The sequence below is a fragment of the Actinomadura barringtoniae genome (assembly GCF_017573505.1).
In the GTDB taxonomy this organism is placed as follows: domain Bacteria; phylum Actinomycetota; class Actinomycetes; order Streptosporangiales; family Streptosporangiaceae; genus Spirillospora; species Spirillospora barringtoniae.
On the sequence record NZ_JAGEOJ010000004.1, the window covers coordinates 403,410 to 429,023 of the forward strand.

At 71.2% G+C, this 25,614-nt stretch carries 23 protein-coding genes and 1 pseudogene; 6 read left to right on the forward strand and 18 right to left on the reverse strand.

The genetic code is table 11. The annotated features are described in order from the left end of the window. Positions 1 to 22 precede the first annotated feature (22 nt). The 3 genes from J4573_RS11780 (at position 23) to J4573_RS11790 (ending at position 4,594) form a co-directional block, all read left to right on the forward strand. Positions 23 to 1,087: a zinc-dependent alcohol dehydrogenase gene (locus J4573_RS11780; protein WP_208255402.1), complete on the forward strand. Its 1,065-nt coding sequence runs from the start codon at positions 23 to 25 to the stop codon at positions 1,085 to 1,087. A gap of 420 nt (positions 1,088 to 1,507) precedes the next feature. Next, positions 1,508 to 2,950 carry a DUF1996 domain-containing protein gene (locus J4573_RS11785; protein ID WP_208255403.1) on the forward strand — a complete coding sequence of 481 codons (1,443 nt, stop codon included), beginning with the start codon at positions 1,508 to 1,510 and terminating at the stop codon, positions 2,948 to 2,950. 144 nt (positions 2,951 to 3,094) lie between these two features. Beyond that, positions 3,095 to 4,594, forward strand: coding sequence for a peptide MFS transporter (locus tag J4573_RS11790; RefSeq protein ID WP_208255404.1), 1,500 nt, complete (start codon positions 3,095 to 3,097; stop codon positions 4,592 to 4,594). A 9-nt stretch (positions 4,595 to 4,603) separates the two neighbouring features. On the opposite strand, the gene J4573_RS11795 is transcribed toward J4573_RS11790, so the two are convergent. Next, positions 4,604 to 5,494: a polysaccharide deacetylase family protein gene (locus tag J4573_RS11795; RefSeq protein WP_208255405.1), complete on the reverse strand. Its 891-nt coding sequence runs from the start codon at positions 5,492 to 5,494 to the stop codon at positions 4,604 to 4,606. A 163-nt stretch (positions 5,495 to 5,657) separates the two neighbouring features. Between J4573_RS11795 and J4573_RS11800 the strand changes: the two genes are divergently transcribed. The 3 genes from J4573_RS11800 (at position 5,658) to J4573_RS11810 (ending at position 9,999) form a co-directional block, all read left to right on the forward strand. Beyond that, the gene (locus J4573_RS11800; RefSeq protein WP_208255406.1) at positions 5,658 to 6,704 is read left to right on the forward strand and encodes an LLM class flavin-dependent oxidoreductase; all 1,047 of its coding nucleotides are present in this window, start codon (positions 5,658 to 5,660) and stop codon (positions 6,702 to 6,704) included. Positions 6,705 to 6,825: 121 nt separating this feature from the next. Then, positions 6,826 to 8,364 (forward strand): sialidase family protein, encoded by a 1,539-nt coding sequence (locus J4573_RS11805; RefSeq protein ID WP_208255407.1) that lies wholly within the window; start codon positions 6,826 to 6,828, stop codon positions 8,362 to 8,364. A 147-nt stretch (positions 8,365 to 8,511) separates the two neighbouring features. Continuing rightward, complete coding sequence (locus tag J4573_RS11810; protein ID WP_208255408.1) at positions 8,512 to 9,999, forward strand: sialidase family protein; 1,488 nt, start codon at positions 8,512 to 8,514, stop codon at positions 9,997 to 9,999. A 100-nt stretch (positions 10,000 to 10,099) separates the two neighbouring features. Here the strand turns inward: J4573_RS11810 and J4573_RS11815 are convergent, their stop codons facing one another. From J4573_RS11815 to J4573_RS11895, 17 genes and pseudogenes are all read right to left on the reverse strand, one after another. After that, positions 10,100 to 10,324, reverse strand: coding sequence for a helix-turn-helix domain-containing protein (locus J4573_RS11815; protein WP_208255409.1), 225 nt, complete (start codon positions 10,322 to 10,324; stop codon positions 10,100 to 10,102). Next, on the reverse strand, positions 10,324 to 10,938 hold the full coding sequence (locus J4573_RS11820) for a DUF2975 domain-containing protein (protein WP_208255410.1): 615 nt from the start codon (positions 10,936 to 10,938) through the stop codon (positions 10,324 to 10,326). Before J4573_RS11820 ends, J4573_RS11815 begins: the two co-directional genes overlap by 1 nt. Before the next feature lie 75 nt (positions 10,939 to 11,013). Next, on the reverse strand, positions 11,014 to 12,132 hold the full coding sequence (locus J4573_RS56035; RefSeq protein WP_208255411.1) for a sensor histidine kinase: 1,119 nt from the start codon (positions 12,130 to 12,132) through the stop codon (positions 11,014 to 11,016). Between the two features lie 101 nt (positions 12,133 to 12,233). Further along, positions 12,234 to 12,713: an O-methyltransferase gene (locus J4573_RS11830; RefSeq protein ID WP_208255412.1), complete on the reverse strand. Its 480-nt coding sequence runs from the start codon at positions 12,711 to 12,713 to the stop codon at positions 12,234 to 12,236. Between the two features lie 127 nt (positions 12,714 to 12,840). After that, positions 12,841 to 13,107, reverse strand: coding sequence for a metal-sensitive transcriptional regulator (locus J4573_RS11835; protein ID WP_208255413.1), 267 nt, complete (start codon positions 13,105 to 13,107; stop codon positions 12,841 to 12,843). Between the two features lie 61 nt (positions 13,108 to 13,168). Next, positions 13,169 to 15,316 (reverse strand): MMPL family transporter, encoded by a 2,148-nt coding sequence (locus tag J4573_RS11840; protein WP_208255414.1) that lies wholly within the window; start codon positions 15,314 to 15,316, stop codon positions 13,169 to 13,171. Positions 15,317 to 15,459: 143 nt separating this feature from the next. Continuing rightward, positions 15,460 to 15,714, reverse strand: a pseudogene (locus J4573_RS56650) (GH12 family glycosyl hydrolase domain-containing protein); the annotation flags it as partial. A 39-nt stretch (positions 15,715 to 15,753) separates the two neighbouring features. Beyond that, complete coding sequence (locus J4573_RS11850; RefSeq protein ID WP_208255415.1) at positions 15,754 to 16,299, reverse strand: TetR/AcrR family transcriptional regulator; 546 nt, start codon at positions 16,297 to 16,299, stop codon at positions 15,754 to 15,756. Positions 16,300 to 16,368: 69 nt separating this feature from the next. Then, a complete protein-coding gene (locus J4573_RS11855; protein WP_243772824.1) occupies positions 16,369 to 16,680 on the reverse strand; it encodes a VOC family protein in 312 nt (103 codons plus the stop codon). Beyond that, positions 16,677 to 17,660 (reverse strand): LLM class flavin-dependent oxidoreductase, encoded by a 984-nt coding sequence (locus J4573_RS11860; protein ID WP_208255416.1) that lies wholly within the window; start codon positions 17,658 to 17,660, stop codon positions 16,677 to 16,679. Before J4573_RS11860 ends, J4573_RS11855 begins: the two co-directional genes overlap by 4 nt. A gap of 7 nt (positions 17,661 to 17,667) precedes the next feature. Then, positions 17,668 to 18,642, reverse strand: coding sequence for an enoyl-CoA hydratase/isomerase family protein (locus J4573_RS11865; RefSeq protein ID WP_208255417.1), 975 nt, complete (start codon positions 18,640 to 18,642; stop codon positions 17,668 to 17,670). Positions 18,643 to 18,700: 58 nt separating this feature from the next. Beyond that, positions 18,701 to 19,687, reverse strand: a complete 987-nt coding sequence (locus tag J4573_RS11870) for an LLM class flavin-dependent oxidoreductase (RefSeq protein WP_243772911.1) — start codon at positions 19,685 to 19,687, stop codon at positions 18,701 to 18,703. Between the two features lie 5 nt (positions 19,688 to 19,692). Continuing rightward, positions 19,693 to 21,240 carry a class I adenylate-forming enzyme family protein gene (locus tag J4573_RS11875; RefSeq protein ID WP_208255419.1) on the reverse strand — a complete coding sequence of 516 codons (1,548 nt, stop codon included), beginning with the start codon at positions 21,238 to 21,240 and terminating at the stop codon, positions 19,693 to 19,695. Next, positions 21,237 to 22,226 carry an LLM class flavin-dependent oxidoreductase gene (locus J4573_RS11880; protein ID WP_208255420.1) on the reverse strand — a complete coding sequence of 330 codons (990 nt, stop codon included), beginning with the start codon at positions 22,224 to 22,226 and terminating at the stop codon, positions 21,237 to 21,239. Before J4573_RS11880 ends, J4573_RS11875 begins: the two co-directional genes overlap by 4 nt. Beyond that, the gene (locus J4573_RS11885; protein ID WP_208255421.1) at positions 22,223 to 23,305 is read right to left on the reverse strand and encodes an LLM class flavin-dependent oxidoreductase; all 1,083 of its coding nucleotides are present in this window, start codon (positions 23,303 to 23,305) and stop codon (positions 22,223 to 22,225) included. Before J4573_RS11885 ends, J4573_RS11880 begins: the two co-directional genes overlap by 4 nt. 100 nt (positions 23,306 to 23,405) lie before the next feature. Continuing rightward, positions 23,406 to 24,428 (reverse strand): acyl-CoA dehydrogenase family protein, encoded by a 1,023-nt coding sequence (locus tag J4573_RS11890; protein ID WP_208255422.1) that lies wholly within the window; start codon positions 24,426 to 24,428, stop codon positions 23,406 to 23,408. Between the two features lie 12 nt (positions 24,429 to 24,440). Next, entirely contained in the window at positions 24,441 to 25,592 is a 1,152-nt protein-coding gene (locus J4573_RS11895) for an acyl-CoA dehydrogenase family protein (RefSeq protein ID WP_208255423.1), read from the reverse strand. Between the last annotated feature and the right edge of the window lie 22 nt (positions 25,593 to 25,614).

A 25,614-nucleotide genomic window follows, 5' to 3' on the forward strand; every position in this document is an offset into this window, starting at 1 on the left:
TCATGACCGCGGGCTGCCCCTCATGACGGCCGGGCGGCCGCCGGAGGCCACCGGCCGGTCACGTTCGGTCCTGCTCGAGGCGCCTCATCGGATGCGGCTGGTGACCGGCGAGATCCCGCGGCCGGGGCACGGCGAGGCGCTCGTCCGTGTCTCGGCCGCGGGCATCTGCGGCAGCGACCGGGAGCTGTACGAGGGAACGCGGCCGGAGGGGTTCCGCACGTACCCGATCGTGCCGGGCCACGAATGGTCCGGGATCGTCTCGGCGACGGGCCCCGGCGTGGATCCGAGCCTCGCCGGAGCGCCCGTCGTCGGTGAGGGCTACCGCAACTGCCAGGCCTGCGACCGTTGCCGCGAGGGCGACACGAACCTGTGCACGACGGGGTACGACGAGACCGGCTTCACCCGGCCGGGCGCCTTCGCCGACCATCTCGTTCTGCCCGCGCGGCTGCTCCACCCGCTGCCGCCGGGCACCGATCTTCGTTCGGCGGCCCTGCTGGAGCCCGCCGCGGTGGCGGTCGCGGCCGTGCTGCGGGCCTCCGTGCAACCGGGAGAACGGGTGGCGGTCGTCGGCGGCGGCACGCTGGGCCTGCTCGCCGTCCAGGTGCTCGCCACCTACTCCCCCGCCGAGCTGCTGGTGGTCGAGCCTCGCGCGGGCCGGGCGGGACTCGCGCGCGAGTCCCGCGCGACCGGGCTGAGCACGCCTGACGAGGCCGCCGCACTGGCCCCGTCGTTCGACGCCGTCGTGGAGACGGCGGGCGTACAAGGGTCGGCTCGTGCGGCGGCACAGATGCTGCGCCGGGGCGGCCGCCTCGTTCTCGCGGGCATCCCCGGCGGAACGCCGGAGGGGCTGCCGCCCAGCCTGATCGTCGAGCGGCAGCTCGCCATCGGAAGCGTCTTCGGCATGCCGTCGGCCGCCTGGGTGCAGGCCGTACGGATGTTCCGCGCCGGTCTGCTGCGGCCCGGACTGCTGATCAGCCACGAGCTGGAACTGGAGGACTTCGACAAGGCCCTGCGATTGGTCGCGGGCACCCACGACGCCGACGGCGCCGAGGTGGGAAAAGTCCTGTTGTGCCCGCGGTCCGTCTAAGACCGAACGGGTAGATCCCACGCCCTTCTCATTGCGAAAAGAGCGTTGAACACGTCCGGCGCCGGACGCGTACCACTCGATAAGGCAGTGCGACGACGCGATGCTTCAGGGATTCGTACCTCTTGGCCGGGAGCGAGTGGCCCGTGCGGCGGAAGCCGGGTGAAATGGAGACCGCGCGGACCACTCGCTCCCATCTGTGCGACCCGCTGAGATTAGGCCGATCGAGGCCTCTGACGCGGCTCCTTAAGGTTGCGTTGACCTGTATCTGAGCGGCCCATAAGCGCGCAGGGCCGTTCACCCGTGGGCGTGGCCGTCACCGAAATTGGTGAGACAGGCTTGAACCAGAGTGACCGGCGGCGCGTACCAATGGAACGGAGCCGGGTGCCCTTCCTCACACCCTTAACAAGGAGGGAGCGCCGCATGCGACATGCACGGCGATCACCATCCGTTCGGCGCGGCATCACCCTGGCCGCGGGCGGCGGCCTTCTCCTGGCGAGCTTCCTGCCCGCCGGGGCGAACGCCTCGGCGTTGCCGGCGGCCAGGGCGCAGACCATCAACTGCCCGGACGTGGCAGGACGCCTCCCGCAGGTGCCCGCGCAGGCCAAGGCCGAGGTGGACCGCAACCTCGCGCAGCTCGGCACGCAGGTCCAGGAGGCCGAACGGCGGCTGGCGACCTCGGCAGGGCAGGGCGGCCCCGCCTTCGTGCAGAACGCGATCCTGGGACCGCTGCGAGACAAGCGCGTCGCCGCGATCAACCGCATCGCCACCGCCATCGGCCGCGTGGCGCAACGTCCCGCCGGGCTGGACGCCCTGGCCGCCTGCACGCTGACCGGCGACGCGGGCGGCGGCCAGGGGAACGGCATGGACATGGGCAATGGCATGGACATGGGCAACGGAGGCCAGGGCAACGGGACCGGCAACGGGGGCCAAGGCAACGGCAACGGGGCAGGCAGCGGCGGCCAGGCCCAGCAGCGTCCCGTCGCCTCCGACTTCGTCGACATCCGGCGGGTGCGGCCGAACGCCCAGCAGGCCCGGGCCGGCCGGCGCGGCTCCCGCGGCACGTTCAGCTCGCGCTGCGGACGCAACGAGAACCGCCACTCCAACTCCGACAACTTCATCGTCGCGCCCGGCGTCTCGAACGGCGCGCACCACGCGCACGACTACGTCGGCAACCTGTCCACCGACGGCAACTCCACCGACCAGAGCCTGGCCGCGGCGGGCACCACCTGCTCCAACGGCGACAAGTCCCCCTACTACTGGCCAGTGGTGCGCCTGCGTTCCCCCAACGACCCGCCGCAGAACGATCAGGCCGCCGCGGACGGCAACGTGGGCCGCGTTCTGCGTCCCGCGAGCGTCACGCTGCAGTTCCGCGGCAACGCCAGGAGCAGGGTGACCGCGATGCCGCGCTTCATGCGCGTCATCACCGGCGATGCCAAGGCCGCCACCAACGGCCCCGCGAACGCCCACGCCTCCTGGACGTGCACGGGGTTCGAGAACCGGCGGCTGACCGACAAGTACCCGCTCTGCCCCCGTGGCAGCCAGGTGACCAGGGTCCTGGAGTTCCCCAGCTGCTGGGACGGCCAGAACACCGACAGCGCCAACCACCGTACGCACGTCGTCTTCCCCGACCAGCGCGGCACCTGCCCGTCCGGCACGCGAGCGGTCCCCCAGCTGCGGATGAGGCTCACCTACAACATCAACCTCAGCCGCCGGCAGCTCGCCCAGGGCAAGGTCTACGCCGTCGACAGCTTCCCCGAGCAACTCCACAACCCGGTCACCGACCACGGTGACTTCGTCAACGTCATGTCCGACAACCTCATGCGCCGCGCCGCCACCTGTATCAACCAGGGCCGCCGCTGCTAAGAGCCCCCTCAACGCGGACTGCCGGTGTCCGGGCGCGGGAGCACCCCCGCCGCCCGGGCACCGGCCACGCCCATGAGGTGGGCGTTCGGCAGTACTCGACCGGTTCTCGACCGGCGCTCTTAGGGGCCGGGGCACGGTGTGGCCGTGATCCAGATCGTGCCGAGGCGAGTACTGCCCGCGACCGGGCCGGCCCGTCCCTCGTGGTTCGTCTGCCTCTTTCTCACCGACGTGTGGGAGCGGTTCAGCTTCTACGGGATGCAGGCCATCCTCGTGCTGTACGCCGCCGCACCCGAGTCGGACGGCGGTCTCGGCCTGCCGAAGGCGACCGCCGCGGCACTGTTCGGCGTCTACATGGCGACGGTGTTCATGCTGGCGCTGCCGGGCGGCTGGCTCGGCGACCGGGTGCTCGGCGAGCGCAGGGCCGTGCTGTACGGCGCCGTCACCGTCGCGGCCGGGCACTACTGCATGGCGCTGCCCCCGCATGCCTTCACGTTCGCCGGGCTGGTGCTCATCGCGGTCGGCACCGGGCTGCTGAAGCCCAACATGAGCGGCCTGCTCACCCGCTTCTACGCTCCCGGCCAGGAGATCAGACGCGAGGCGGCTTCTGCGGTCTTCTACATCGCCGTCCAGGTCAGCGCACTGCTCGCGCCGCTGGTCACGGGCCTGCTGAGCGACGGCATCGGCTGGCACGCGGGGTTCGCCGCGGCCGGGGTCGGGATGACGTTCGGCGTGATCCAGTTCGCCATCGGCGGCCGCTCGTTCGGCGACGTCGGCGCTGCCCCCGCACGTCCCGCACCGCGCACCGAGCTGCGCCGCGCGCTCCGCAGGGCGATCATCGCGCTCGCCGTCGCCGGAACGCTCGTAGGCCTGGACGCGGCCGCCGGAACTCTCACCATCAAACACATCCTGGTCGGCCTCGGCCTGGTCGCCTTCGTCGTCCCGCCGCTCGGCTATCTCACGTTGCGCCGCCACCCGGCCCTCACACCCAGCGACCGCACCCGCCTGGGCTCCTACCTCTGGCTGCTCGTGGCCGCCGCCCTGTTCTGGATGGTCGTCGGCCAGGCCGGATCCCTGCTGAACCTCTTCGCGAAGCACTCCACGAACCGCGACGTGGCGGGCTTCACCATCCCGGCCGCGTGGTTCCAGTCCACGACCCCGCTGTTCATCCTGATCACCGCCCCGCTGTTCGCCGCGGTGTCGCTGCGCCTGGGCGCCCGCGCCGGCGTACGGGTGAAGGTCACGCTGGGCCTGGTCCTCGCGGGCTGCGGCTTCCTGGTCATGTCGCTGGCCACCCTCTCCGCCCGCGACGGCGCCCTGGTGTCCCCCGCCTGGCTCGTCGGCGTCTACCTGCTGCACGCCTGCGGCGAGATCACTCTCGGCCCGTCCGGACTCGCCGCGATGGCCGACGCCGCACCCGCCTCGTTCCGCGGACGGGTGATGGGCCTGTGGTGGCTGTTCTGCGCGCTCGGCATGGCGGTCGGCAGCCGGGTGGTGCTTCTGTCCGACGTCCTCCCGGCACCCCTGTACTTCCTGATCTTCGGACTCCTACCCGTGCTCGCCGCGTTCGCCCTCGTCAGCCACGGCCGGCGCCGGGCCACCGCGCCGGAACCCGCCGCCGACCCGGAGCCCATGCCGACCGCCTGACCTCAGTGATCACGCTTCCGCGGCCTCCACAACGTGGTCCACGATCTGCGCATGCGTGGCGAACCACACCCCTTCGTGCCCGCTGATGTGGTCGAGGAGCTCGGTGAGCACCGCGATCCGGGATCGGTGCCCGATGATGTGCGGGTGCATGGTCAGCTGGAACATGCCGCCCTCCGCGTACGCCAGGTCGAACTCGTCCTGCCAGATCGACAGCACCCCACGCGGTGGCGTGTACGGCCGCGACGAGGTGAACCGGTCCATGACGAAGTACGGCGCGTCGTCCCGGATCCACTCCACCGGAAGCTCGACGACACCGGTCGGCTCGCCGTTCTCCACAAGCTCGTAACAGTCGTCGTCGGCCATCAGCGACGAGTCGTACCGCAGCCCCAGCTCGCGCGTGATGGCCAGGGTGTGCGCGGAGAAGTCCCACGACGGCGTCCGGATGCCCACCGGCCGGGTGCCCGCGAGCCGTTCCAGCACGTCGGCGGCGCGGAAGGCCAGGTCGCGTTCCTCGGCCGGAGTCAGCGCGGTGTTGCGTTCGTGGATCCACCCGTGCAGCCCCACCTCGTGCCCCGCGTCCACGTACGACTTGACCTCGCCGTCGTGCAGCAGCGCCGACACCGCAGGCACGAAGAACGAGGCAGGAGCCCCGTACCGCTCCAGCAGCCGCAGCACTCGTGGCACGCCCACCCGAGCGCCGTACTCCCCCTGTGCGAGCTTGCCGGGCAGCACGTCCCCGTCCCGCAAAGGCAGCGTCTCGTGATCGGAGTCGAACGACAACGCCACCGCGACCTTCGCACCACCAGGCCACCGCGCCGGACGCAACGACCGCCCCGCCCGCACATGCTCCACGTGCCCCCGCCACACGTCCTCGTCCCACCGCCACGGTTCCACGCCCATGCATCCTCCTATCCAGGCACCAACGGCTCCGACCATCATGATCGCTGGACCCGGGTGCGTTCACCCACACGTTCCCCAGGCGTCGCCCCCGCCCTCTGGGATGGGCCCTGTCGTCGTCGCGGGCGCTGCTCCAGACTGAGGGTGGTCGTTCTTGGGAGGCAGTGTGCGCACGGGAATCGTGGTGACCGCCCGGCCGGGGGTCGAGGATCTTGCCGTACGGGCCGAGGAGCTGGGGTTCAGCAGCTTCTGGGTCTATGACACGCCGATGGTCCACGCGGACCCGTTCATCGCGCTGGCGCTGTGCGCGAAGGCGACCAGCCGGATCAAGCTCGGAATCGGCGTCACCTCGCCGGCGCTGCGTTCGGCACCCGCCGCCGCGGCCGCGGTGGCGAGCCTGAACGCGATCGCCCCGGGCCGGGTGATCTGCGGGATCGGCACCGGCAACACGGCGCGGCGGACGCTGGGCATGAAGCCGACCACGATGGCCGAGCTGGAGGCGTTCACGACGTCCCTACAGGACCTCGCGGCAGGCCGGGAGACCCTCTACAGGGAAGGAGACCGGACTCAGACGGTCAAGTTCCTGCACGCCGGCCCGTACGTGAACACCGCCGACCCCGTCGAGTTCGTGGTGGCCGCGTTCGGGCTCAAGGCCGCCGCGATCGCCGGACGCCGCGGCGCCGGGATCATCTCCTTCGCTGTGCTCGCGCCAGAGGCGTGGTCCGCACTGGACGCGACGCGTCTGGAGGCCGCGCGCGAGGCCGGTCGGCCGGAGGAGGCCGACTCCTACGTCATGACCTCACTGCACGTGCTCGGCGAGGGCGAGGACCGCTACAGCGACCTGACCAAGGACAAGGTCGGTCACCTGGCGATGTCGCTGCTGACCTTCGCCGCCGACAACCCCGCGCTCGCCGCGACGCTGGAGCCCGACGAGGCCGACGCCATGCGGCGGCTGCTGGAACGGCGCGGCACGACATCTGACGACCCCGGGCGGCACGCCACGCTCTACCGCAACTACCTGGGCCGAATCGAGCCCGAGGACCGTGACCTGGTCGTGCCCTCCCTGGTGGACAAGGTGTCCCTGACCGGCACCCGATCGCAGCTGACCGAACGCATCGCCGCGCTCGAGAAGGCAGGGGTCGACGAGATCGTCATCCAGCCCGTGGTCGACCCGGAGGCCGAAATGCGGGAGCTGGCCGAGCTGAAGCTCTGAGGCACCCTTCTCGGCCTCTATCAGCCAATGGCTGGCCGCTCCCAGCCATCGGCCTTTTCGCCCCCTTGTGTGACGTGCTCGACTTGTTTGTCCGTGTCGCGATCACACCTGGTGGTGAGACATGCGCATCCCCTCACGCGTCACCGCGTTCGCCGCGGCGGCGGTCCTGCCGCTCGCGATCACCGGTACCGCCCACGCGGCCCCTCAGCCGAAGCGGGTGATCGGCCCGAGGGTCGTCTCCGGCACCACTCCGTTCCCCGGCTGCACAGCCGGCGGACCCGGGACGGTGTCGCCGGGCGCCGAGGTCGAGCCCTGGACGGCGGTCAACCCGCGCGACCCCGCCAACATCGTCACCGCGTACCAGCAGGACCGCTGGGACAACGGCGGCGCACGCGGCCTGGTCACCAGCGTCACCCACGACTTCGGCAGGCACTGGAGACAGGTGGTCATCCCCAAGGTCTCCAAGTGCTCGGGCGGGATCTACGACCGCGCCTCCGACCCCGGGGTGAGCTTCTCCGCCGACGGCCGCACGCTGTACGCGATCTCGTTGTCGGTCGACGACTTCGACCCGAACCTGGGCTTCGTGACCAGCGCGATCCTGGTCTCCACCTCGCGGAACGGCGGCGACACCTGGAGCGACCCGGTCACCCTGCGGCGCGACGACGACGCGAACTTCTTCAACGACAAGGAACTGATCACCGCCGACCCCAAGGACCCCAAGCGCGCGTACGCGGTGTGGGACCGCATCGACGACCGTTTCAGCCAGCCCGTCTGGTTCTCGCAGACCAGCGACGGCGGCCGGACCTGGTCAACGGCGCGGCCCATCCATGACCCGACGGCGCCCGGAGCCACCGACCCGCGCTTCACCATCGGCAACCAGATCGCCGTCGAGCCCGACGGCACCCTGGTCGACATGTTCTGGGAGGGCTCCAACTCCAGCCTCGACGAGGGCGACTGGGGCCACAAGCCCGACCTGCGCAAGAAGGCCTCGCCGAACGCGCCGATCATCGGCAACCGGATCCAGGTGATCCGTTCCTCCGACCATGGCCGTACATGGTCGGCGCCCAGCACGGTGGCCTTCCCGAGCGTGGCCGAGATCGTCGACCCCGACGGCAGGCAGCCGCTGCGCACGGCCGACATCATCGCCGACATCGCGGTCGACCATCACACCGGGCGGTTGTACGTCACCTGGCAGGACGCCTCCGCCGCCACCAGCGGCGCCGGGGTCCTGATCTCCTCCTCCACCAACCAGGGCCGCACGTGGAGCAGGCCGACCAGGGTCGACAAGACGCCCGCGTCTCCACCGCAGGGCAACGGCCAGGCGTTCACCCCTGTGGTCGACGTCTCCGCGACCGGCGAGGTCGCGGTCACCTACTACGACTTCCGCAGGAACACGCCCGCACCCGGCGCGCTGACCGACTACTGGGCCGTCACCTGCACGAGCGGCGGCGGTGCCTGCGCGGGCAACGCGGCCAAGTGGCGCGAGCAGCACGTCGGCGGGTCGTTCGACGTGACTCTGGCGCCGATCGCCCGGGGCTATTTCCTCGGTGACTACATGGGCCTGGACCATGCCGGTTCGACGTTCGTCGCCAACTTCGCGATGACCCACCCGATCCCCGGCAACCAGCAGGACATCTACGCCGCCGCGATCACGCCCTGACGCACCAGCGGGCTCGTCCTGTTCAGGTCAATGGAGGTTGGCCTGAACAGGACAGCCGGGCTCCGCGGATGTTCCATCTCGTCGTTGACACGAATCGGGTGTGAGCGGAGCTTTGGCGTGTCTTATTCGCGGGACAGGAGGCCCACCATGTGGCATCCCCCCTCATCGCCGCGGCTCGCAGGCATCCCTTCGCCGCGGCGTCATCCCCTCTCGCTGACGGCGGTCGCCGCGATCGCCGCGGCGCTGGCCCTGGTGTTCGGCGCGGGCCCGGCACTGGCGAACGTGCCCCTCACCCAGCTGAGCAGCGACCCGTTCACCAACACCACCAGCCAGCACCGCACCCAGGTCGAGCCCGACACCTTCTCCTTCGGGAACACGATCGTGTCGGCCTTCCAGACGGGCCGCTTCTTCGACGGCGGCTCCTCCGACATCTGCTTCGCCACCTCGACCAACGGCGGGTCGTCGTGGACGAACGGATGCCTGCCCGGCGTCACCAAGTTCCAGAACGGCGGCGCCTTCGACCGGGCCAGCGACCCGGCGGTGACCTTCGACTCGCGCCACAACGTCTGGATGATCTCCACGCTGGCGATCACCGACACCAGCGGCGTGCTCGGCAAGGCCGTCGTGACCAGCCGTTCCACCGACGGCGGCCTGACCTGGGGCGCCCCGGTCACGACCGCGACCGCCACCGGCAGCGCGAACCTGGACAAGAACTGGATCGGCTGCGACAACAGCGCCGCCAGCGCGTTCTTCGGCACCTGCTACACCGAGTTCGACGACAACGGCGCGGGCAACGCGATCAAGATGGCGCGTTCGACCAACGGCGGGACGAGCTGGACGGTGGTGAGCACCAGCGCCACCGGCCTCGGCGGCCAGCCCGTCGTGCGGCCGAACGGCACCGTCCTGGTCCCGTACGAGAGCAACAACGGCCAGATCCGCTCGTTCCGGTCCGTGGACGGCGGCGTCAGCTGGCGCGCCACCGTGCTCGTCGCGACGATCCAGGACCACACCGTCGCGGGCAGCCTGCGCACCGAGCCGCTGCCCTCGGCCGAGATCGACTCCGCGGGCACCGCGTACGTGGTCTGGCAGGACTGCCGGTTCCGGTCCGGCTGCCCGTCCAACGACATCGTGCTCAGCAAGTCGACCAGCGAGACGACCTGGGGCGCGGTCACGCGCGTCACCAGCGACGCCGGCGACCACTTCATCCCGGGCGTCGGGGTCGACACCACCACCTCGGGCGGCACGGCCCGGGTCGCGGTGACCTACTACCGCTACCCGACCGCGAACTGCACAGCGGCCACGTGCCAGCTCACCGTCGGCTACACCTCCTCGACCAACGGCGGAACGAGCTGGTCCGCGCCGACCCAGCTCGCCGGACCCATGACGCTGTCGTGGCTGCCCAACACCAGCCAGGGGCGCATGGTCGGCGACTACATCTCCACGTCCATCGTCGGCGGGCGCGCCTGGCCGGTCTTCGAGGTCGCCACGGCCCCGACCGGCAGCACGTTCAGCCAGAACTCCAACACGCCCACGGGCGGGCTGGCGATCGGCGGCGGCGCGCGCAGCGCCATGGCCACGCCGGTCGTGACCTCCGGCCACCAGCCGAGTCACCCGCGTCCACCCAGGATCCGCTGAGGTGGAACGCGTTCGTCACTCGCTCTAGCTGAAGCCGGACGGCCCCGCGCGACCCAGCGCGGGGCCGTCCGGTCGAACCAGGTCTGGGCCGGCTCGGCGTCTACGAGCCGTCGAAGGTGAGGAGGTCGCCGGGCTGGCACTTGAGCTCGCGGCACAGGGCGCTGAGGGTGGTGAAGCGCATCGCCTTGGCGTGCCCGTTCTTGAGTACGGACAGATTGACGGTGGTGACGCCGACGCGGGCGGCGAGCTCGGCCAGGGTCATGTCGCGTTCGGCCAGCAGGCGGTCGAGATGAACCCTGATCTGATGCGGCTCCTCGGGTGGCATCAGACGAGGCCCTCGGTGTCGGCGCGCAGCCGGGTGCCCTGGCGGAACGCCTCGGCCGTGGCGGCGACCAGCAGCGCCAGCAGCACGTACGGGACGGAGAGCTCGTAGCTGACCGGGACCGCGGACGCGACGTCGGTGCCGCTGACCAGAAGGTCGGTGGTGACCGTGGTGACCAGCGGGACCAGGGTGCCGGTGACCGCGAGCGCCACGGCGACGACGCCGAGCCGCCGCGCGTTCTGCGCGACGAAGACGTCGCCGTCGCGCAGCGTGCGCGCCATGCGCAGCAACAGCTCGAGCATCACGAGCAGGAGCAGGGTCTGCACCAGACCGGGAAGGGCCAGCAGCAGCCGCTCGATGAAGTCGGGATGGGAGAACGCCAGCTCGCCGGTGTGCGTGCCGCGCAGCGTCACATCGCCCGCCGACGCGGCGCCGGGCACCTGCGTCAGGTCATCGATCCGGACCTCACGCGAGTCCACCGGCGGGAACGGCCCGGTCACGCCGAGCAGCGGGAACAGCGCGCCGAACAGGCCGACCAGCAGCAGGGCCAGCCCGAGCACCGCCTCCAACGCGCGACCGTCGATTCGGCTCCAGGACAGCCAGGCCTTGCCGCTCATGTCTCTTCCCAACACTCGGGGGGTATCGATATTCGATATTATCGATAAACGATATGCCCCAGTCAAGCGGCGGGATCACCTGTCCGGTTCGTCGGGAGCTTCGCGGGCTTCGTACGGGAGGACGGCGTCGAGGCGGAAGCCGCCGTCCGGCGTCGGACCGGCCTCCAGGACGCCGCCGAGCAGGGCGACGCGTTCCCGCAGGCCGATCAGGCCCGCGCCGCCCCCGGGGAAGTGGCTTCTGTCGCTCCTGGGCCGGGTGTTCACCACCTTCACCTCGACCCGGTCGTCATTGAAGGCCACGACCACCGACGCCCGCGCGCCCGCCGCGTGTTTGAGCACGTTCGTCAGGCCCTCGCGCACCACCCGGTAGATCGCCTTGTCGACCGACCCGCGCAGCGCTTGCCTCGGCTGGTTGATCGACAGTTGAACGTCCAGGCCACGGCTTTCGAAGCCCGCCACCAGGGTGGGGATGTCGTCCACGCCCGACAGCGGCGCGCGCGGCGCCTCGTCCTGGTCCCCCAGCATCGTCAGGGTCTCGCGCAGCTCCTCCAGGGCCCGGCGCCCGGACTCGCGGATCCTGCGCGCCATCTCCGCCGTCCAGTCGCCGCCGCGGTCGCGCGCCACCTCCAGCGCCCCGGCGTCCACCACCATGAGGCTGACCCGGTGCGCGACCACGTCGTGCATCTCGCGTGCGATCCGTGCCCGCTCGTCCTGCCGCGCGGCCGCGGCGGCCAGTTCCGCCCGCTGCTCTGTCAGCCGCTGGTACCTGCGGAACATCCAGCCGATGAACGCCGCGCCGACGTACAGCGCCGACCAGAACAGCGCCCGGTCGAGCGGCGGCCCGTGCGGCGGCACGCAGGCCGCGAACTGCAGGACGATCGCGAACACGGTCACGGCCACCACCCGCGTGGCCGCCCGTGCGAGCCCGGCCGCCGACGCGAGCCCGACGATCAGCAGGAACGGCGTCCACAGCAGGCCGTTCACCAGCGCGCAGAGGACCGCGACCGTGATCGGCCGGCGCCGCCGCACCAGCAGGACCAGGCATCCGGCCAGGGTGACGATCGCGAGCGCCGGCCTGTTCAGCCCCAGCAGGGTGCCCGACCCGGAAAAAGTGAGCGCGTCCCCGACGCTGTAGAGCATCACCGCCGCGGTGATCCCGATATCGACGCCCAGCCGACGCCACGTACCGCGCACACGATCACGCTAGAGAGCCCGAAATCCCAGATCAACGACCTGAGCGCGGCGGGGCGAGCCGCCCTGGAACGACCCCGGAACGCACCCGAACGCGCCGCCGGTCAGCTTGTCCTGGTTCCTACCAGTAGCGAGTTGCGCAGGTCGGGCAGGACCACTTCGGTCGAGGTCAGCCTGGGGTCGCCGAAGAAGAGCCGCCGCTTGGGGTCGTCGGCGAGCAACGGTGAGCCGGGCGGCAGCGCCAGCTGCGGCGTCACGTCGTCCATGACGATGCGGCCGCCGAGACGCAGCAGGCCCACCAGGTCCGCCCCGCCGCCACCGCCGTCGCAGAAGAGGAGATCGAACGGCCCGCGTTCGGACACGACGCTGAACGCGTCACCGGTGATGATCTGAACGCGCGGGTCGCCCGCCAGCAGTTCGCGGGCCACGCCGGCGTAGTCGTCGTTGATCTCGACCGTGATCAGCTCGCAGTCGGCGGGCATGGCACCGGCGATCCACGCGGCGCCGATCCCCACGCCGGTACCAAGCTCGCCGATACGCCCGCCGACGCACCCGGACGCGAGCACGGCGAGAAAGCGCCCCACACCGGGAAGCGACGCGGACGGGGCGGGAACGGCACCGGGCGCGTCCTGTCGAGCAAGTGCGAATCCAGCTCGCCGGGCAAGCAGCCGCGCGCGTGCCACCAGAGGCGGAATCTCCTCCACCACGATGTCAGGCGAGGGTGAGGAACAGCTTCTCCAGCTCCTCTTGGGTCATCGGCGGATCCTGATCGTCGGCGGCCGCCATGCACTGGCGCATGCCGCTGGCGACGATCTTGAATCCGGCGCGGTCGAGGGCGCGGGAGACGGCGGCGAGCTGGGTGACGACGTCCTTGCAGTCGCGCCCGGCCTCGACCATGGCGATCACGGCGGCCAGCTGGCCCTGAGCCCGGCGGAGCCGGTTCAGTACGGCCTTCTGTGCGTCTTCGTCGACCTTCATGCCTGCTACCTCCCGAGGTCAGGGCTCGATGATACCTACGGGGGTATCCGGCCAGGCGGCGTCAGTCGTGGGAGAAGCGGACGTCGGGCAGGATCCGCGCGAGCCAGCCGGGGCACGCCCAGGCGGCGTGGCCGGTGACGCGGAGCAGGACCGGCAGCAGGACGAGCCGGACGAGGAACGCGTCGAGGAGGACCGCGACGCCCAGCACGATGCCCATCTCCTTGGGCGGCAGCGGCCCGGACAGGGCGAAGGTGAGGAACACCGCGACCATGACGCCGGCGGCGGCGAAGATGACGCGGCCCGAGTGCGCGAGAGCACCGACGGCGGCCTCGCGCGGGTCTCCGCTCTTCTCGTAGTGCTCCTTGGCGGAGGCGAGCAGGAAGACGGTGTAGTCCATCGCGATCGCGAAGATCATGGCGAAGAAGAACACGGGCGCCCAGCCGTCCAGGAAGCCCTGCGGGGTGAAGCCGAGCAGGCCGGAGCCGTGGCCGTCCTGGAAGATCAGCCGGGCGGCGCCGAACGCGGCGGCGGTCGACAGCAGGCTGGTCAGCGCGCCCAGCAGCGCGATGAGCGGGGCCCGCAGCGCGAACAGCAACAGCAGGAAACCCAGCGCCAGAACGGTGCCGAGGACCAGCGGCGTCTTGCCGTCCAGCAGTGACTTGAGGTCGAGGTTCTCCACTGCGGCGCCGCCGACGAGGGCGGAGTCCGGCAGGCCGGCGCGGAGCCGGTCGACGGTCGTGGCGAGGGCCGGGTCGGACGGGTCGACCTTCGGAACGGCCTGGATCAGGGTGAGGCCGGATCCGTCCGCGGACGGCATGCCGGGCGTCACGGCGGCGATCCCTGGATCGGCCTTCAGGACGCGCTGCGCATCACCGGCCTCGGAGGCGGGCGCGATGACCTGGAGCGCGCCGGGCGCACCGGGACCGAAGGCCTGCTGTACGACGGTGTAGCCGGTGCGGGCCGAGGCGTCGGAGGGGATGACGGTGATCGACGGCATCGCGGTGCGCAGCCCGATCACCGGCAGCGCGAGCGCGATCAGGACGGCGGCCGCGGCGAGGCCGAACAGGACGGGCCTGCGCCACAGGCGGGCTCCCCAGGCGGCGAAGCGGGGCGAACGGTGCTCCCCCGCCTTCACCCACGGCAGCGAACCCTTGTCGATCCTGTGCCCGAGCCTGCCGAGGACTGCGGGCAGCAGCGTCAGGGTCGCGGCCAGGACGAAGACGACGGCGAGCATGATCCCGCCCGCCATGGACCGGAACGCCGGCGACGGAACGAGCATGACGGCCGACAGGCTGACCAGGACCGTCACCCCCGACAGCAGGACCGCCTTACCCGCGGTGTCCATCGTCTCCACGACGGCCCGGCGCGGCTCGGAACGGGTGAGCGCGCCGCGGAACCGCATGACCAGGAACAGCGCGTAGTCGATGCCGAGCGCGAGCGCGAACATCATCGCGAAGTTCATCGCCCAGATCGAGATCGGGGTCAGCTCGTTCAGCAGCACCAGCGACCCGGCCGAGGCGGCCAGGCCCGCGAGGGTCAGCAGCAGCGGCAGCCCGGCCGCCACCAGCGACCCGAAGGCCAGCACGAGGATCGCCAGGGTGACCGGCCACGACAGCATCTCCGACTTCATCATCGCGTCGTGGTTGGCGGTGTTGAAGTCGCTCCACAGCACCGACGACCCGGTCGCCGAGACCGTGATCCCGCCGCCGGACAGGGCCGCGAGGGGCCCCTTGAGGTCGTCGGCGGCCCGGACCATCTCGTTCGGGTCGGCGGCGGCCCCGGCGAGGATCACCGCGGTCCGCCCGTCGGGGCTGACGGTCGCCCCGGGCTGAGGCCGGACGATCTCGCCGATCCGGTCGTCGCCGTTCAGCAGCCGTACCGAACGGTCGATCACGGCGGCGCCGGCGGGATCGGTGACGGGCCGGTCCGCCTTGACGACGACCTGGAGGGCGGTGGAGGCGTTGCCGCCGAAGTGCTTCTCGGCCAGCTCCCGCACCTGGACGGACGCCGACCCGTCGGCCTGCCACCCCGCCCCCGACAGGGCGGAGTTCACCTGCGGCGCGAACGCGCCCAGCACGATGACCAGGCCCAGCCAGGTCAGGACGACCAGCCGGAAGTGCCCGGCCGCCCATCCGCCCAGCCTGCCCAGCGGTCCCCGCCGCCCCGCGCCGGAGGCCTTCCGGCTCCGTTCCGCCTGTGCGGTCCCCATGCGGCTTCCTCCCGCTCGCTTCATATACCCCTGGGGGTATCGTCCGCGGCGAGCATACCTCATACCCCAGGGGGTATCTGCGGCACGGGAGGATGGACCTCGGATCAGGCGGGGCGGCGTGGGCGCCGGCGCTCAGCGGGCGTTCACTGCACGTCGGTCGAGAAGCTGTTGACGGCCAGGCCCTCGCCGCCCTGCCAGGGCTCGAAGCCGGCCTGGACGCTGGTCAGGTACCAGGAGCCGTCGACGCGGGTGCGGCCGTCGACGTCGTTGATGAAGTCCTTGACGTTGACGGACCAGCCGCCGATCGCCGACGGCGCGACGTAGGAGACGACGTCGTTCCCGCCGTTGTTGCCCTGCCAGACCTCCCAGGAGCGACCCCCGATCGTGGTCGTGCCGACCGGGCCGCCGACCGAGTTGAATCCCTTGCCTGGAAAGGGCTAGGGCGTCATCAGGGGGATGATCTGGGCGCGGATGTCATGGGCGGTGAGGGGCGTGCCGTGCAGGAGGTGGTGCTGGAGAACGAGCGCGGTGCCCAGGTCGGCCCGGGTGTCGAGGTCGGCGACGGGGCCGATGGCTCGGCGCAGCCGCTCGCGGGCGGCCTCCTGGAAGGGGCGGAGCTTGGCCTCGCGTACGGCGGAGGCCACCTCGGACGCGGGGTCGGCCAGCAGGACCGACAGGAGCGCGCCGTGGCGGGAGAGCTCCTTGGCGAGGCCCGCCAGCACCGCGACCAGGTCTTCGACCGGGTCGTCGGTGGGCTCGGCCTGGTCGGCGGGCGCGGCGGCGCGCAGGGCGTCGACGACCAGCGCGTACTTGGTCGGCCAGCGCCGGTAGAGCGAGCCGAGACCGACCCCGGCCCTGCGGCCGACGTCGGCCACGCGCAGCCGCTCGTAACCGCCGTCGTCCAGCCGGGCCAGCGTCTCCTGCAGGATCGCCCGATCGACGTCCGGGTCGCGGGGCCGCCCTCGTCGCCTTTCGGTGCTCATCGTGATCAGCATAACAGAAATGGTCATTTCCGTAATTGCCGGTCACCCGCGCCAGCGCCGTTCAGCGGCTCAGGGCAGCCGCTCGTACAGGACCACCGGGTTGCCGCCCGGGTCGGTGACCACCAGCCGGCGTTCGTGCGGCCCGGTCACCGGCTCGCCGCCTGCGGCGAACGCGTCCAGGTCGTCGACCTCGATGCTCAGCACCATCCGGCCTGGGACGGGCTGCTGCGACTCGTCCGCCAGTCCGATCGTGGTCGTGCCGTCGGTGAGGGCGGCGTACCGGTCGCCGTCGCGGAACCTCAGCGTCAGCCCGAGCGAGGCGTAGAACTCCAGCTGCGCGTCCAGGTCGGCGGCCGGGACGATCACATGTCCGATCTTCATGGGCGGAACCTCGGCATCACGTCGCGGGCGAACCTCTCCACGATCTCGAAGGACCGCTCGATGGGCAGGCCGAGCCACTGCGCCCGGAACACGAAGTGATTGAACCCGGCCTGCGCGAAGTCCTCGATCTTGGCGGCGATGTCGTCGGGCGACCCGAAGAAGAGCGCCTTGTGCTTGATGCCCTCCCACTGCGTGTCGAAGTAGTCCATGCCGTACTGGACGTACTCGTTGTACGAGGCGCGCACGGCGGTGCCGGCGATCTCGTACGCCTCCTCGAACGAGTCGGCCACGCACAGGTCGCGGTGGATCGGGAGGACCGCGCCCTCCTCGCCGAATCCCGCTGCCTTGCGTTCGGCCCGGTAGTCGGCGAGGTTGCCCACGGCCCAGTTGCGGCGGACGTTCGACGGCGCGATCCAGGGGTGGCCCTGGCCGGCGATGCGCTTGATGCCGATCGGCCCGTTCGCCCCGACCCAGACGGGCGGCCCGGGCTTCTGCGCGGGCAGGACACTGCAGCGCACGCCCTCGATCTGGAAATGCTGCCCCTGGTGGGAGATCTTCTCGCCGGTCCAGAGCTTCCGCATCACCTCCAGGGACTCGTTCATCCGCGAGACGCGGGTGCGGCGCTCAATCCCGAACGCGTTGAACTCGTCCTCGCGGTACCCCGACCCGATGCCCAGCACGAACCTGCCGCCGGACATCTGGTCGATGGTCGCGATCTCCTCCGCCCAGTGCACGGGATGCCCCATCGGGAGGATGAGGATGCCCGTGCCGATCCGCATGTCACCCGAGTGGTCGATCAGCCGCGACAGCAGGGGCAGCGGCTGCGGCGTGCTCAACGACGACAGGTAGTGGTGGATGCCGAAGACCGAGTCGTAGCCGAGGTCCCGGACGTGCTGGGTGAACTCGACGAGCTCGCCCGTGCGGCGGTTGAGGTCGTCGCCGAATTCGTACTGGTGGTCGAGGAGGACTCCGAACTTCACGGCGCTCCTACTCTTCCTCGGCGGAACGGGTCTCGCTCAGCCGGAAGTAGGGCGCGACCAGCATGTCGCGCTCCTCCAGGGCCTTGGCGACGCCCTTCTCGCGGCGTGCCCTGAGGAAGTTCCAGTCGCCGTCCTCGAACGCGACGTTGGTGGCCCAGCCGTGCCCGACCCAGCCGGTCATGGCGCCGAGCCCCTTGCCGCGGGCCTCCATCACGACCTGCATCATCGACTTGCCCATCATCAGCGAGTCGAGCGGCATGACCGCGATCGCGTCGGCGTAGTCGTCCACCCACTTCTGCAGCTCGTCCGGCTCGACGACCTTGGTGACCAGGCCCTTGCGCTCGCCCTCCTCGGCGCCGATGGCGCGCATGGTGAGCATGACGTCCTTCATGGTCGTCAGGCCGACCTTCTCGATCCAGTGGTACATGTCCTGCGGGCCGGGGCCGAGGTAGCGGAACGCGGGGTGGGTGAACTTGGCGTTCGGCGTCGCGATGACGATGTCGGCCGACAGCGCGATCTGGAAGTGGCCGCCGTAGCAGTAGCCCTGCACCTGGCAGATGGTCGCCTTGAGCGACTCGATGATCGGGCGGGTGAAGCCGGAGCTGAGCACGTTGCGGTCGGGCAGGATGCGCTGGCGCTGGGCCGGGCGGCGGCGCGAGGCCTTGTCGGTGCCCGACTTGTAGCCGATGTAGTGGCCGAGCTCCGCGGCGTCGGCGCCGGTGCCGAAGTGGTCGCCCTCGCCCTTGAAGACGATGACCTTCACGCGGTCGTCGGCCTCGGCCTCGCGGACCAGGTCGCCGACGCGCTCGAACGCGGCGACCGGGATGGCGTTCAGCCGGTCGGGGCGGTCGAAGGTGATGGTGGCGACCGAGCGCTTCTCGTCCACGTCGTACTTGACGTAGGAGGCGATGACCTCGGGGTCGACCTCCATGTTGGCGACGTCCCACTGGTTTTCCAGGAGCTCTGCTTCGGTCTTCTTCATGGCTCTCCTCAGATGTCGGGGTGGTCGGCGGAAGGCGGGTCGGCGGAACGAGGGATGGTCAGCGGAAGGCGGGGAAGACCTCGGCGGCGAACAGCCGCAGCGAGTCGTGGATCTTCTCGGGCGGCATCCCGAGCCAGCCCGGGCGGAAGATCAGGTGGTCGAAGCCCATCTCCCGGAGGGCCGAGATCCGTTCGATGAGGAACTCCGGCGAGCCCAGCAGCAGCGTGTTGCGCACGAGGTCGTCGAAGCGGTCCCGCTGCCAGCGCAGGGCCGGATACTCGGCGTACGTCGAGTACTCGACGCGGGCGTGCGGCAGGGCGGTCTCCACGGCCTGCTCGGTGCTCGGCGCGCAGTACAGCTCCACGCCGATCGGCCGTTCGACCGAGGCGGGGTCCGCGCCGAACTCGACGAGCGCGTCGTTGTAGACGGCCAGGTGCTCGGGCAGGTACTTGCGGCTGGGCGAGTTGCCCGGCGCGTACCAGGCGTCGCCCAGGCGCGCGGCGCGGCGCACGGCCTTCTTGCCGCCCGCGCCGACCCAGATCGGCGGGCCGCCGGGCGTCAGCGGCCGGATGCCGATGGACGCGTCGTGCAGCGGGTAGAACTCGCCGTCGTGGTCGACCGTCTCACCGGTCCACAGCTCCCGGATGAGCCGGATGCCCTCGTCGAACCGCCGGAACCGGGTCTCGGGGTCGATGCCGAACGCGGCGAACTCGTTCTCGCGGTACCCGGCCCCGACGCCGAGGACGACCCGCCCGCCCGACAGGTGGTCGAGGGTCGCGAACTCCTCCGCCACGTGCACCGGGTGGAACAGCGGCAGCAGCAGGATCCCGGTCCCGAGGGTCATGTCGCCCGACCGCGGGATGAGGCTCGCCATCATGGAGATGGGCTGGGGCGTCGCCAGGTTGGACTGGAAGTGGTTGATCGTCCACACCGAGTCGTAACCCAGCTCCGCGGCCAGTTCGACGGTCCCGAACAGCTCGTCCAGGTGCTTGCCGAGGTCGTCCTCGTGCGCGTACTGGTGCGACGCCATGATCCCGAACTTCATGGGTTTCACGAGTGCTCCTCCAGATCGGGCACCGAGGCGCGGCTGACCTTGCCGGCCGCGCTGCGCTCCAGCTCGGGAACGAACTCCACCCGCCGTGGGGTCTTGAAGTGGGCCAGCCTGTCGCGGGCGAACGCGACCAGGTCGGCGGTGAGCTCGTCGTCGGTGGCGGGCGCCTCGGCGTCGCGGACCACGAGCGCGACCGGGATCTCGCCGAGGCGGTCATCGGGCCTGCCGAAGACGCGGATGTCGTGGACGAGCGGGTGCTCGCGCAGGACGTCCTCGATCTCCTCGGGCCACACCTGGAAGCCGCCGCACTTGATCATGTCGCGCTTGCGGCCGGACAGCCACAGGACGCCGTCCTCGTCGACGTGGCCCATGTCGCCGGTGTGCACCCAGCCGTCGCGGACCAGCTCGGCCGACGCCTCGGCGTCGTCGACGTAGCCCTTGGTGAGCTCGGACCGCACGACGACCTCGCCCTCGGCGCCGGTCGGCAGGGCGGCGCCGTCGTCGTCGCGGATCTCCAGCTCGACGCCCGGGTAGATCCGGCCCGCCGAGCCGGGCCTCCACAGGCCGGCCTTCATGTCCCTGCCGTTCCAGCCGGCGATGTGGCCGGACTCGGTGGAGCCGTAGCTCACCAGGATCGGGACGCGGTAGCGCTCCTCGAACTGGCGCCGCACCGTCCACGAGATGGCCTGGCCGGCGACCAGGACGTGCTTCACCCCCTCGAACGGGAGGTCGCGGTCGGCGTGCACGATGTCGTAGACCATCGTGGGCAGGAAGAAGAAGTTGTCGAAGGCGAACCGTTCCATCAGGCCCGCCAGCCGGTCGATCCCGAAGCGTTCCCACACGACCGCGCCGCGGCCGACGAAGTAGCCGAACAGCAGGGCGTGCTGGCCGCCGGAGTGGAACAGCGGCAGGGCGATCAGGTTGGCCTTGGCGTCGGGCGCCGCCGTCCCCTGTCCCGTCGAGCCGGTCGAGACCCGGGCGAGGCGTTCCAGCGAGCCGAGCGTCCCGCCGTGCGTGACGCTCACCGCCTTGGGGCGCCCGGTGGTCCCGCCGGTGAACAGGATGCACGACTCCCAGTCCGCCTCGACGTCGACCGCGTTCACCCGGGCCTCGCCGCCCCAGGACAGCGGCCGTACGCCGCCGGCAGGGACCTGCGTTGAGATCGAACGGATCGCGAGGGTCGCGTCGTCGAGGTCGGCGACGGCGTCGGTACGGCCGGCGTCGACGAGCAGCAGCTTCGGGTCGGTCTTCGCGACCGACTCGGCGAGCTCGGCGGCGTTGTAGAGACTGCTGATCGTGACCGGGACGGCGCCGAGCTTCCACGCGCCGAACAGGAAGAACACGATCTCCGGGCCGTTGGCCAGGTAGAACGCGACCCGGTCGCCCGGCCCGACGCCCTCCGCGGCCAGTGCCCGCGCGACGCCTCCGGCGACGAGGTCGATCTGGTCGAACGTCCAGGACCGGCCGTCCTCGCCGTACAGGCCCACGGCCTCGCCGCGCTCGGCGGCGCGCGCTTCGAGGATCCGGGCGAGGTTGGTGCCGCTCATCGCGGTCCCCCGTTCAACCGGGGGATGACCTCGGCGCCGAACCGGCGGATCTGCCCCATCGTCTCCTCCTGACCGCCGCCCACGAACTGGAGCCGCAGGGACACCTCGGTGATGCCGAGCTCGTCCTCCCAGCGGCGCAGCTTGGCGACGATGTCGTCCGCGGTGCCCACCAGGCAGTCCTCGGCCAGGTAGCGGTCGAGGTCGAGGGTCTGGGCGTCCTCCCACGACTTGTAGCCCGCGTACTGGCGCTCCATATGGGGCCGTACGCCCGCGATCGCCGCCGCGCGCGTGTCGGCGACGTAGGCCTCGCGGGCCATCGGGTACTCGCGTTCGAGCGGGAAACCGTGCTCGGCCAGCGTGTCCCGGTAGATCTTCAGCATCGTCGCGAGCTGGGCGTCGTTGCCCTTCGGGCCGATGAGCCAGGGCGCGTCCAGGCGGGCGGCGCGCCGGACCGCGGGTTCGGCGAACGCGCCGATCCAGATCGGCGGGCCGCCGGGCTGGACGGGGCGCAGCGGCAGTGACGCCCCGGGCGCCTCGCCCCAGCTGCCCTTGATGTCGAGGGTCTCCCCCGCCCACAGGGAGCGGAGGATCGGCACGTACTCGCGCAGCCTCCGCAGCCGGTCGTCCCAGGCGACGCCGAACGCCGCGTTCTCGCGCTTGCGGTAACCGGCGCCCAGGCCGACCGTCAGCCGGCCCTTGGAGAGCACGTCGAGGGAGGCCAGGTCCTCGGCGAGCGCGACCGGGTTCAGCAGCGGCGCCAGCAGCACGCCGAACCCGATGCGGATGCGCGAGGTGGAGGCGGCCAGGTGCCCCGCGAGCGGGACGGGCTGGAGGAACGCCGACTTGGCCAGGTAGTGGTGCCCGAGGTAGAGGGCGTGGAACCCGGCCTCCTCGGCGGCGGCGGCCTGCCGGAGAACGTCGTCGAGCCCGTCGACCGCCGATGCCGAGGGGTCGAACTGGGCGCTCAGGAAGGCGCTGATCTTCACCCGGCGACCCTCTCGGGCGTCGCGGCGACCGGCTCCTGCGCGCGGAAGTGCGGGATGACCTTCGCCGCGAACTCCTCCATGGACCGCAGGGCCGCCTTGCGGTCCAGCGACGGGATGCGGAACCAGCCGATGTAGTGGTTGATGCCGAGCTGGTCGCGCAGCATCTCGATGGTCTCGATGACCTGGCCGGCCGAGCCGAAGTTGCCGCCGTGCGTCAGCGTCTGCTCCAGCGTGAGCAGCTGGATGTTCTTGGCGACGGCCTCGTAGTAGGCCCGTTCCTTCGCCATGGCCTGCTCGGAGCCCGGGATGACCTTGCCGACCGACTGGTAGTAGTTCAGCGCGGCCCGGGCCGCCTCGCGCAGGCCGTCCTCGCTCTCGCCGCTCCAGACCTGCTGCATGTACGGCAGGTCGTAGGAGGTGACGTCGAAGCCGTTCTCGGCCATCGCCGCCCGGTACAGGTCATAGTTCTTCTGCATGATGCCGAGCGGCGTGAAGTTGGGCGAGGTGATGATCGGCTCGCCGATCGCGCCGCGTTCCCGGAAGCTGTCCGGCGACACCGTGCCCTGCAGGATCGGCGGGCCGCCCGGGGTGAACGGCCGCGGGTAGGTGGTGATGCCTTCGTAGTGGAGCACCTCACCGTGGTAGCTGAAGTTCTCCTGGGTGAGGGCCAGGCGGAGGACGTCCAGGGTCTCCTTGTACCGAACCTTGGACTCCTCCAGCGGGATCCCGAAGCCGGCGAACTCCGACGGCTGGTAGCCGCGGCCGACGCCGATGACCACGCGGCCGCCCGACAGCACGTCCAGCGCCGCGATGTCCTCGGCCAGCCGGAGCGGGTCGTGCAGCGGCAGGACCAGGACGGCGGTGCCGATGGTGATCGACTTCGTCCGCTCGGCCACGGCCATGGCGAAGTTGATCGGGCTGCCGAGGATGCCGTACTTGGAGAAGTGGTGCTCGGCCAGCCAGACCGAGTCGAAACCGAGCCGGTCGGCGAGCTCGATCTCCTCGAGGGTCTCGCGCAGCACCTGGTGGTCCGACGCCCCGTCGCTCACGGGGAACAGGTTCATGATCCCGAACTTCACTGTGACTCCTATATTCCGACCAGTCGGTATGTTATCTGCCGAAGTGTGGGGCCCGCAAGGAAACGGACCGCCCCACGCCCCGCCTACACGCCGGCCCCCATCAGGCGCTCCGGCGGTGCCGGACCTGCAGTTCACCGACCCGGCGCCGGTGCCACGAGCCGCGGCCCAGCCACGCGTCGAGCACGTGCGCGCGCCGCAGGTACAGGTGCGGGTCCGCCTCCATCGTGATGCCCATGCCGCCGTGCACCTGGACGCAGCGTTCGGCGGCGAAGACCGCGGCCTTCCCGGCCGCGGCTTTGGCGGCGTGCACGAGGTGCTCTCCCTCGGGCCTGCCCTTGTCGACGGCCCAGGCCGCGTACAGGGTCAGGTCCCAGGCCGCCTTGCGGTACTTGACCGCGTCGGCGAGCTGGAACGCCACGCCCTGGAACGAGCCGATGATTCGCCCGAACTGCGCGCGGGTCCTCGCGTACTCGGCGGCGAGTTCGATGGCGCCTGCCGCGACGCCGCACAGCCCGGCGGCGGCGACGAGCGTCGCGCGCCCGGCGCCGGGCCCGGCGGGTCCGGCATCGGGTGGCGCCGTGAAGGTCACGTCGGACAGCGGAGTGGAGGGGTCGAACGACTCGCGGGCCGTGATCCCCGCCGGGACGGCGATCCAGACCCCGTCCGGGCCGAGCACGGTGAAGCCGTCCGCCTGGGCCGCGTACGGCACCAGCGTGCGGACGAGCGGGTCGGTCCCCTCGCCGGTTCCGACACCGGGCCAGCCTGGCGAGCCGGGGATGTCGACCGCGGGCGCGAGGACCGTGCGGCCCTCCAGCACGTCGTCGGGCAGCGGCCCGAGGCCCGCGGCCAGCTGGACCGCCGCCGCGTGGGCAGGGAACCGGCTCGGCACCAGGCGCTCGCCCAGCACCTCGACCGCCACGAGCAGGTCGATCAGGGGCGACCCCATGCCGCCGGCGGACTCGGGCACGCCGAGCAGCCCGAAGTCGGCCAGCAGGACGGCGTCGCAGCCGGGCGGCCGCCACTCCCCCGCGAGCGCGTCGCGCGCGGTGACCGTCTCCGCCTCGGCGATCGAACGGAGGGACTCCTGGATGTCCCGCTGCTCCTGGGTGAACGTCGCTTCCATTCCGTCCTCCGTTCAGCGTGAACGGGGCAGGCTCAGCACCCGCTCCGCAAGGATCGACTTCTGGACCTCTTCGGTGCCGCCCTCGATGGTGTGGGCACGCGCGCGAAGGTAGTGGCGCATCCGGGCCGCGGCGCCCGCTCCGTCGAGCAGCACTCCCCCGGCCTCGTCGATCTGCACCGCCAGCCGGTTGGCGTCCTGCACGACACCGGCCCACAGGCTCTTCAGCGCCGAGGTCTCCGGACCCGGCGCGCTTCCCGCGCGGGTCTCCCCGACCATGCGCAGCGAGCCGATCCGGACGGCCTCGGCGTCGCAGCGCAGCGCGCCGATCGCGTCGTGGAAGGACGAGTCGCCGGCCACACCGCGTTCCAGGGCCAGGTCGGTGAGCCGGTCGACGGCCTGCCGCGCCCAGACCCACAGGTTGAGCGCCATGCTGCCGCGTTCGAAGGCCAGCGTGGTCAGCGCGACCCGCCAGCCGTTGCCCACGCCGCCGAGCACGTCCTCGTCCGGGACGAACACGCCGTCGATGAACATCTCGTTGAACTCGGTGTCGCCGTTGATCATGACCAGCGAGCGGACCTCGAACTCCTCCATCGGCGCGAGGAGGTAGCTGATGCCCTGGTGCTTGGGCGCGTCCGGGTCGGTGCGCGCCAGCAGCAGGCACTTGGAGGCGTTGTGCGCGTTCGACGTCCAGATCTTCGATCCGGTCACGCGCCAGCCGCCGTCCACCTTGACCGCCGCGGTCTGCAGGCTGGCCAGGTCCGAGCCGGAGCCGGGCTCGCTGAAGCCCTGGCACCAGTAGTCGGTGCCCTTCAGGATGCCCGGCAGGTGACGGGCCTGCTGCTCGGGCGTGCCGTGCGCGATGATCGTCGGCCCGGCGAGCATCATGCCGACGCCGTTCAGCGCGTACGGGGCGCCCCGCAGCTCGGCCTCCTCGTTGAAGATGGCCTGCGAGATCGCGTCCATGCCGCGCCCGCCGTGCTCGACCGGCCACGAGAGCCCGGCCCAGCCGGCCTCGCACATGCGGTCCTGGTAGAGGCGCGACCAGCGGGTGCGCTCCTCCTCGGTCAGGTCCTCCTGATCCGGGACGTCCTGGAGCGCCCCGTCGAGCCAGCCGCCGACCTCCCGGCGGAACGCCAGTTCGGCGGCGCTGTCATCGAAGTCCATCTTCACCTGCCCGGTCGCTGTG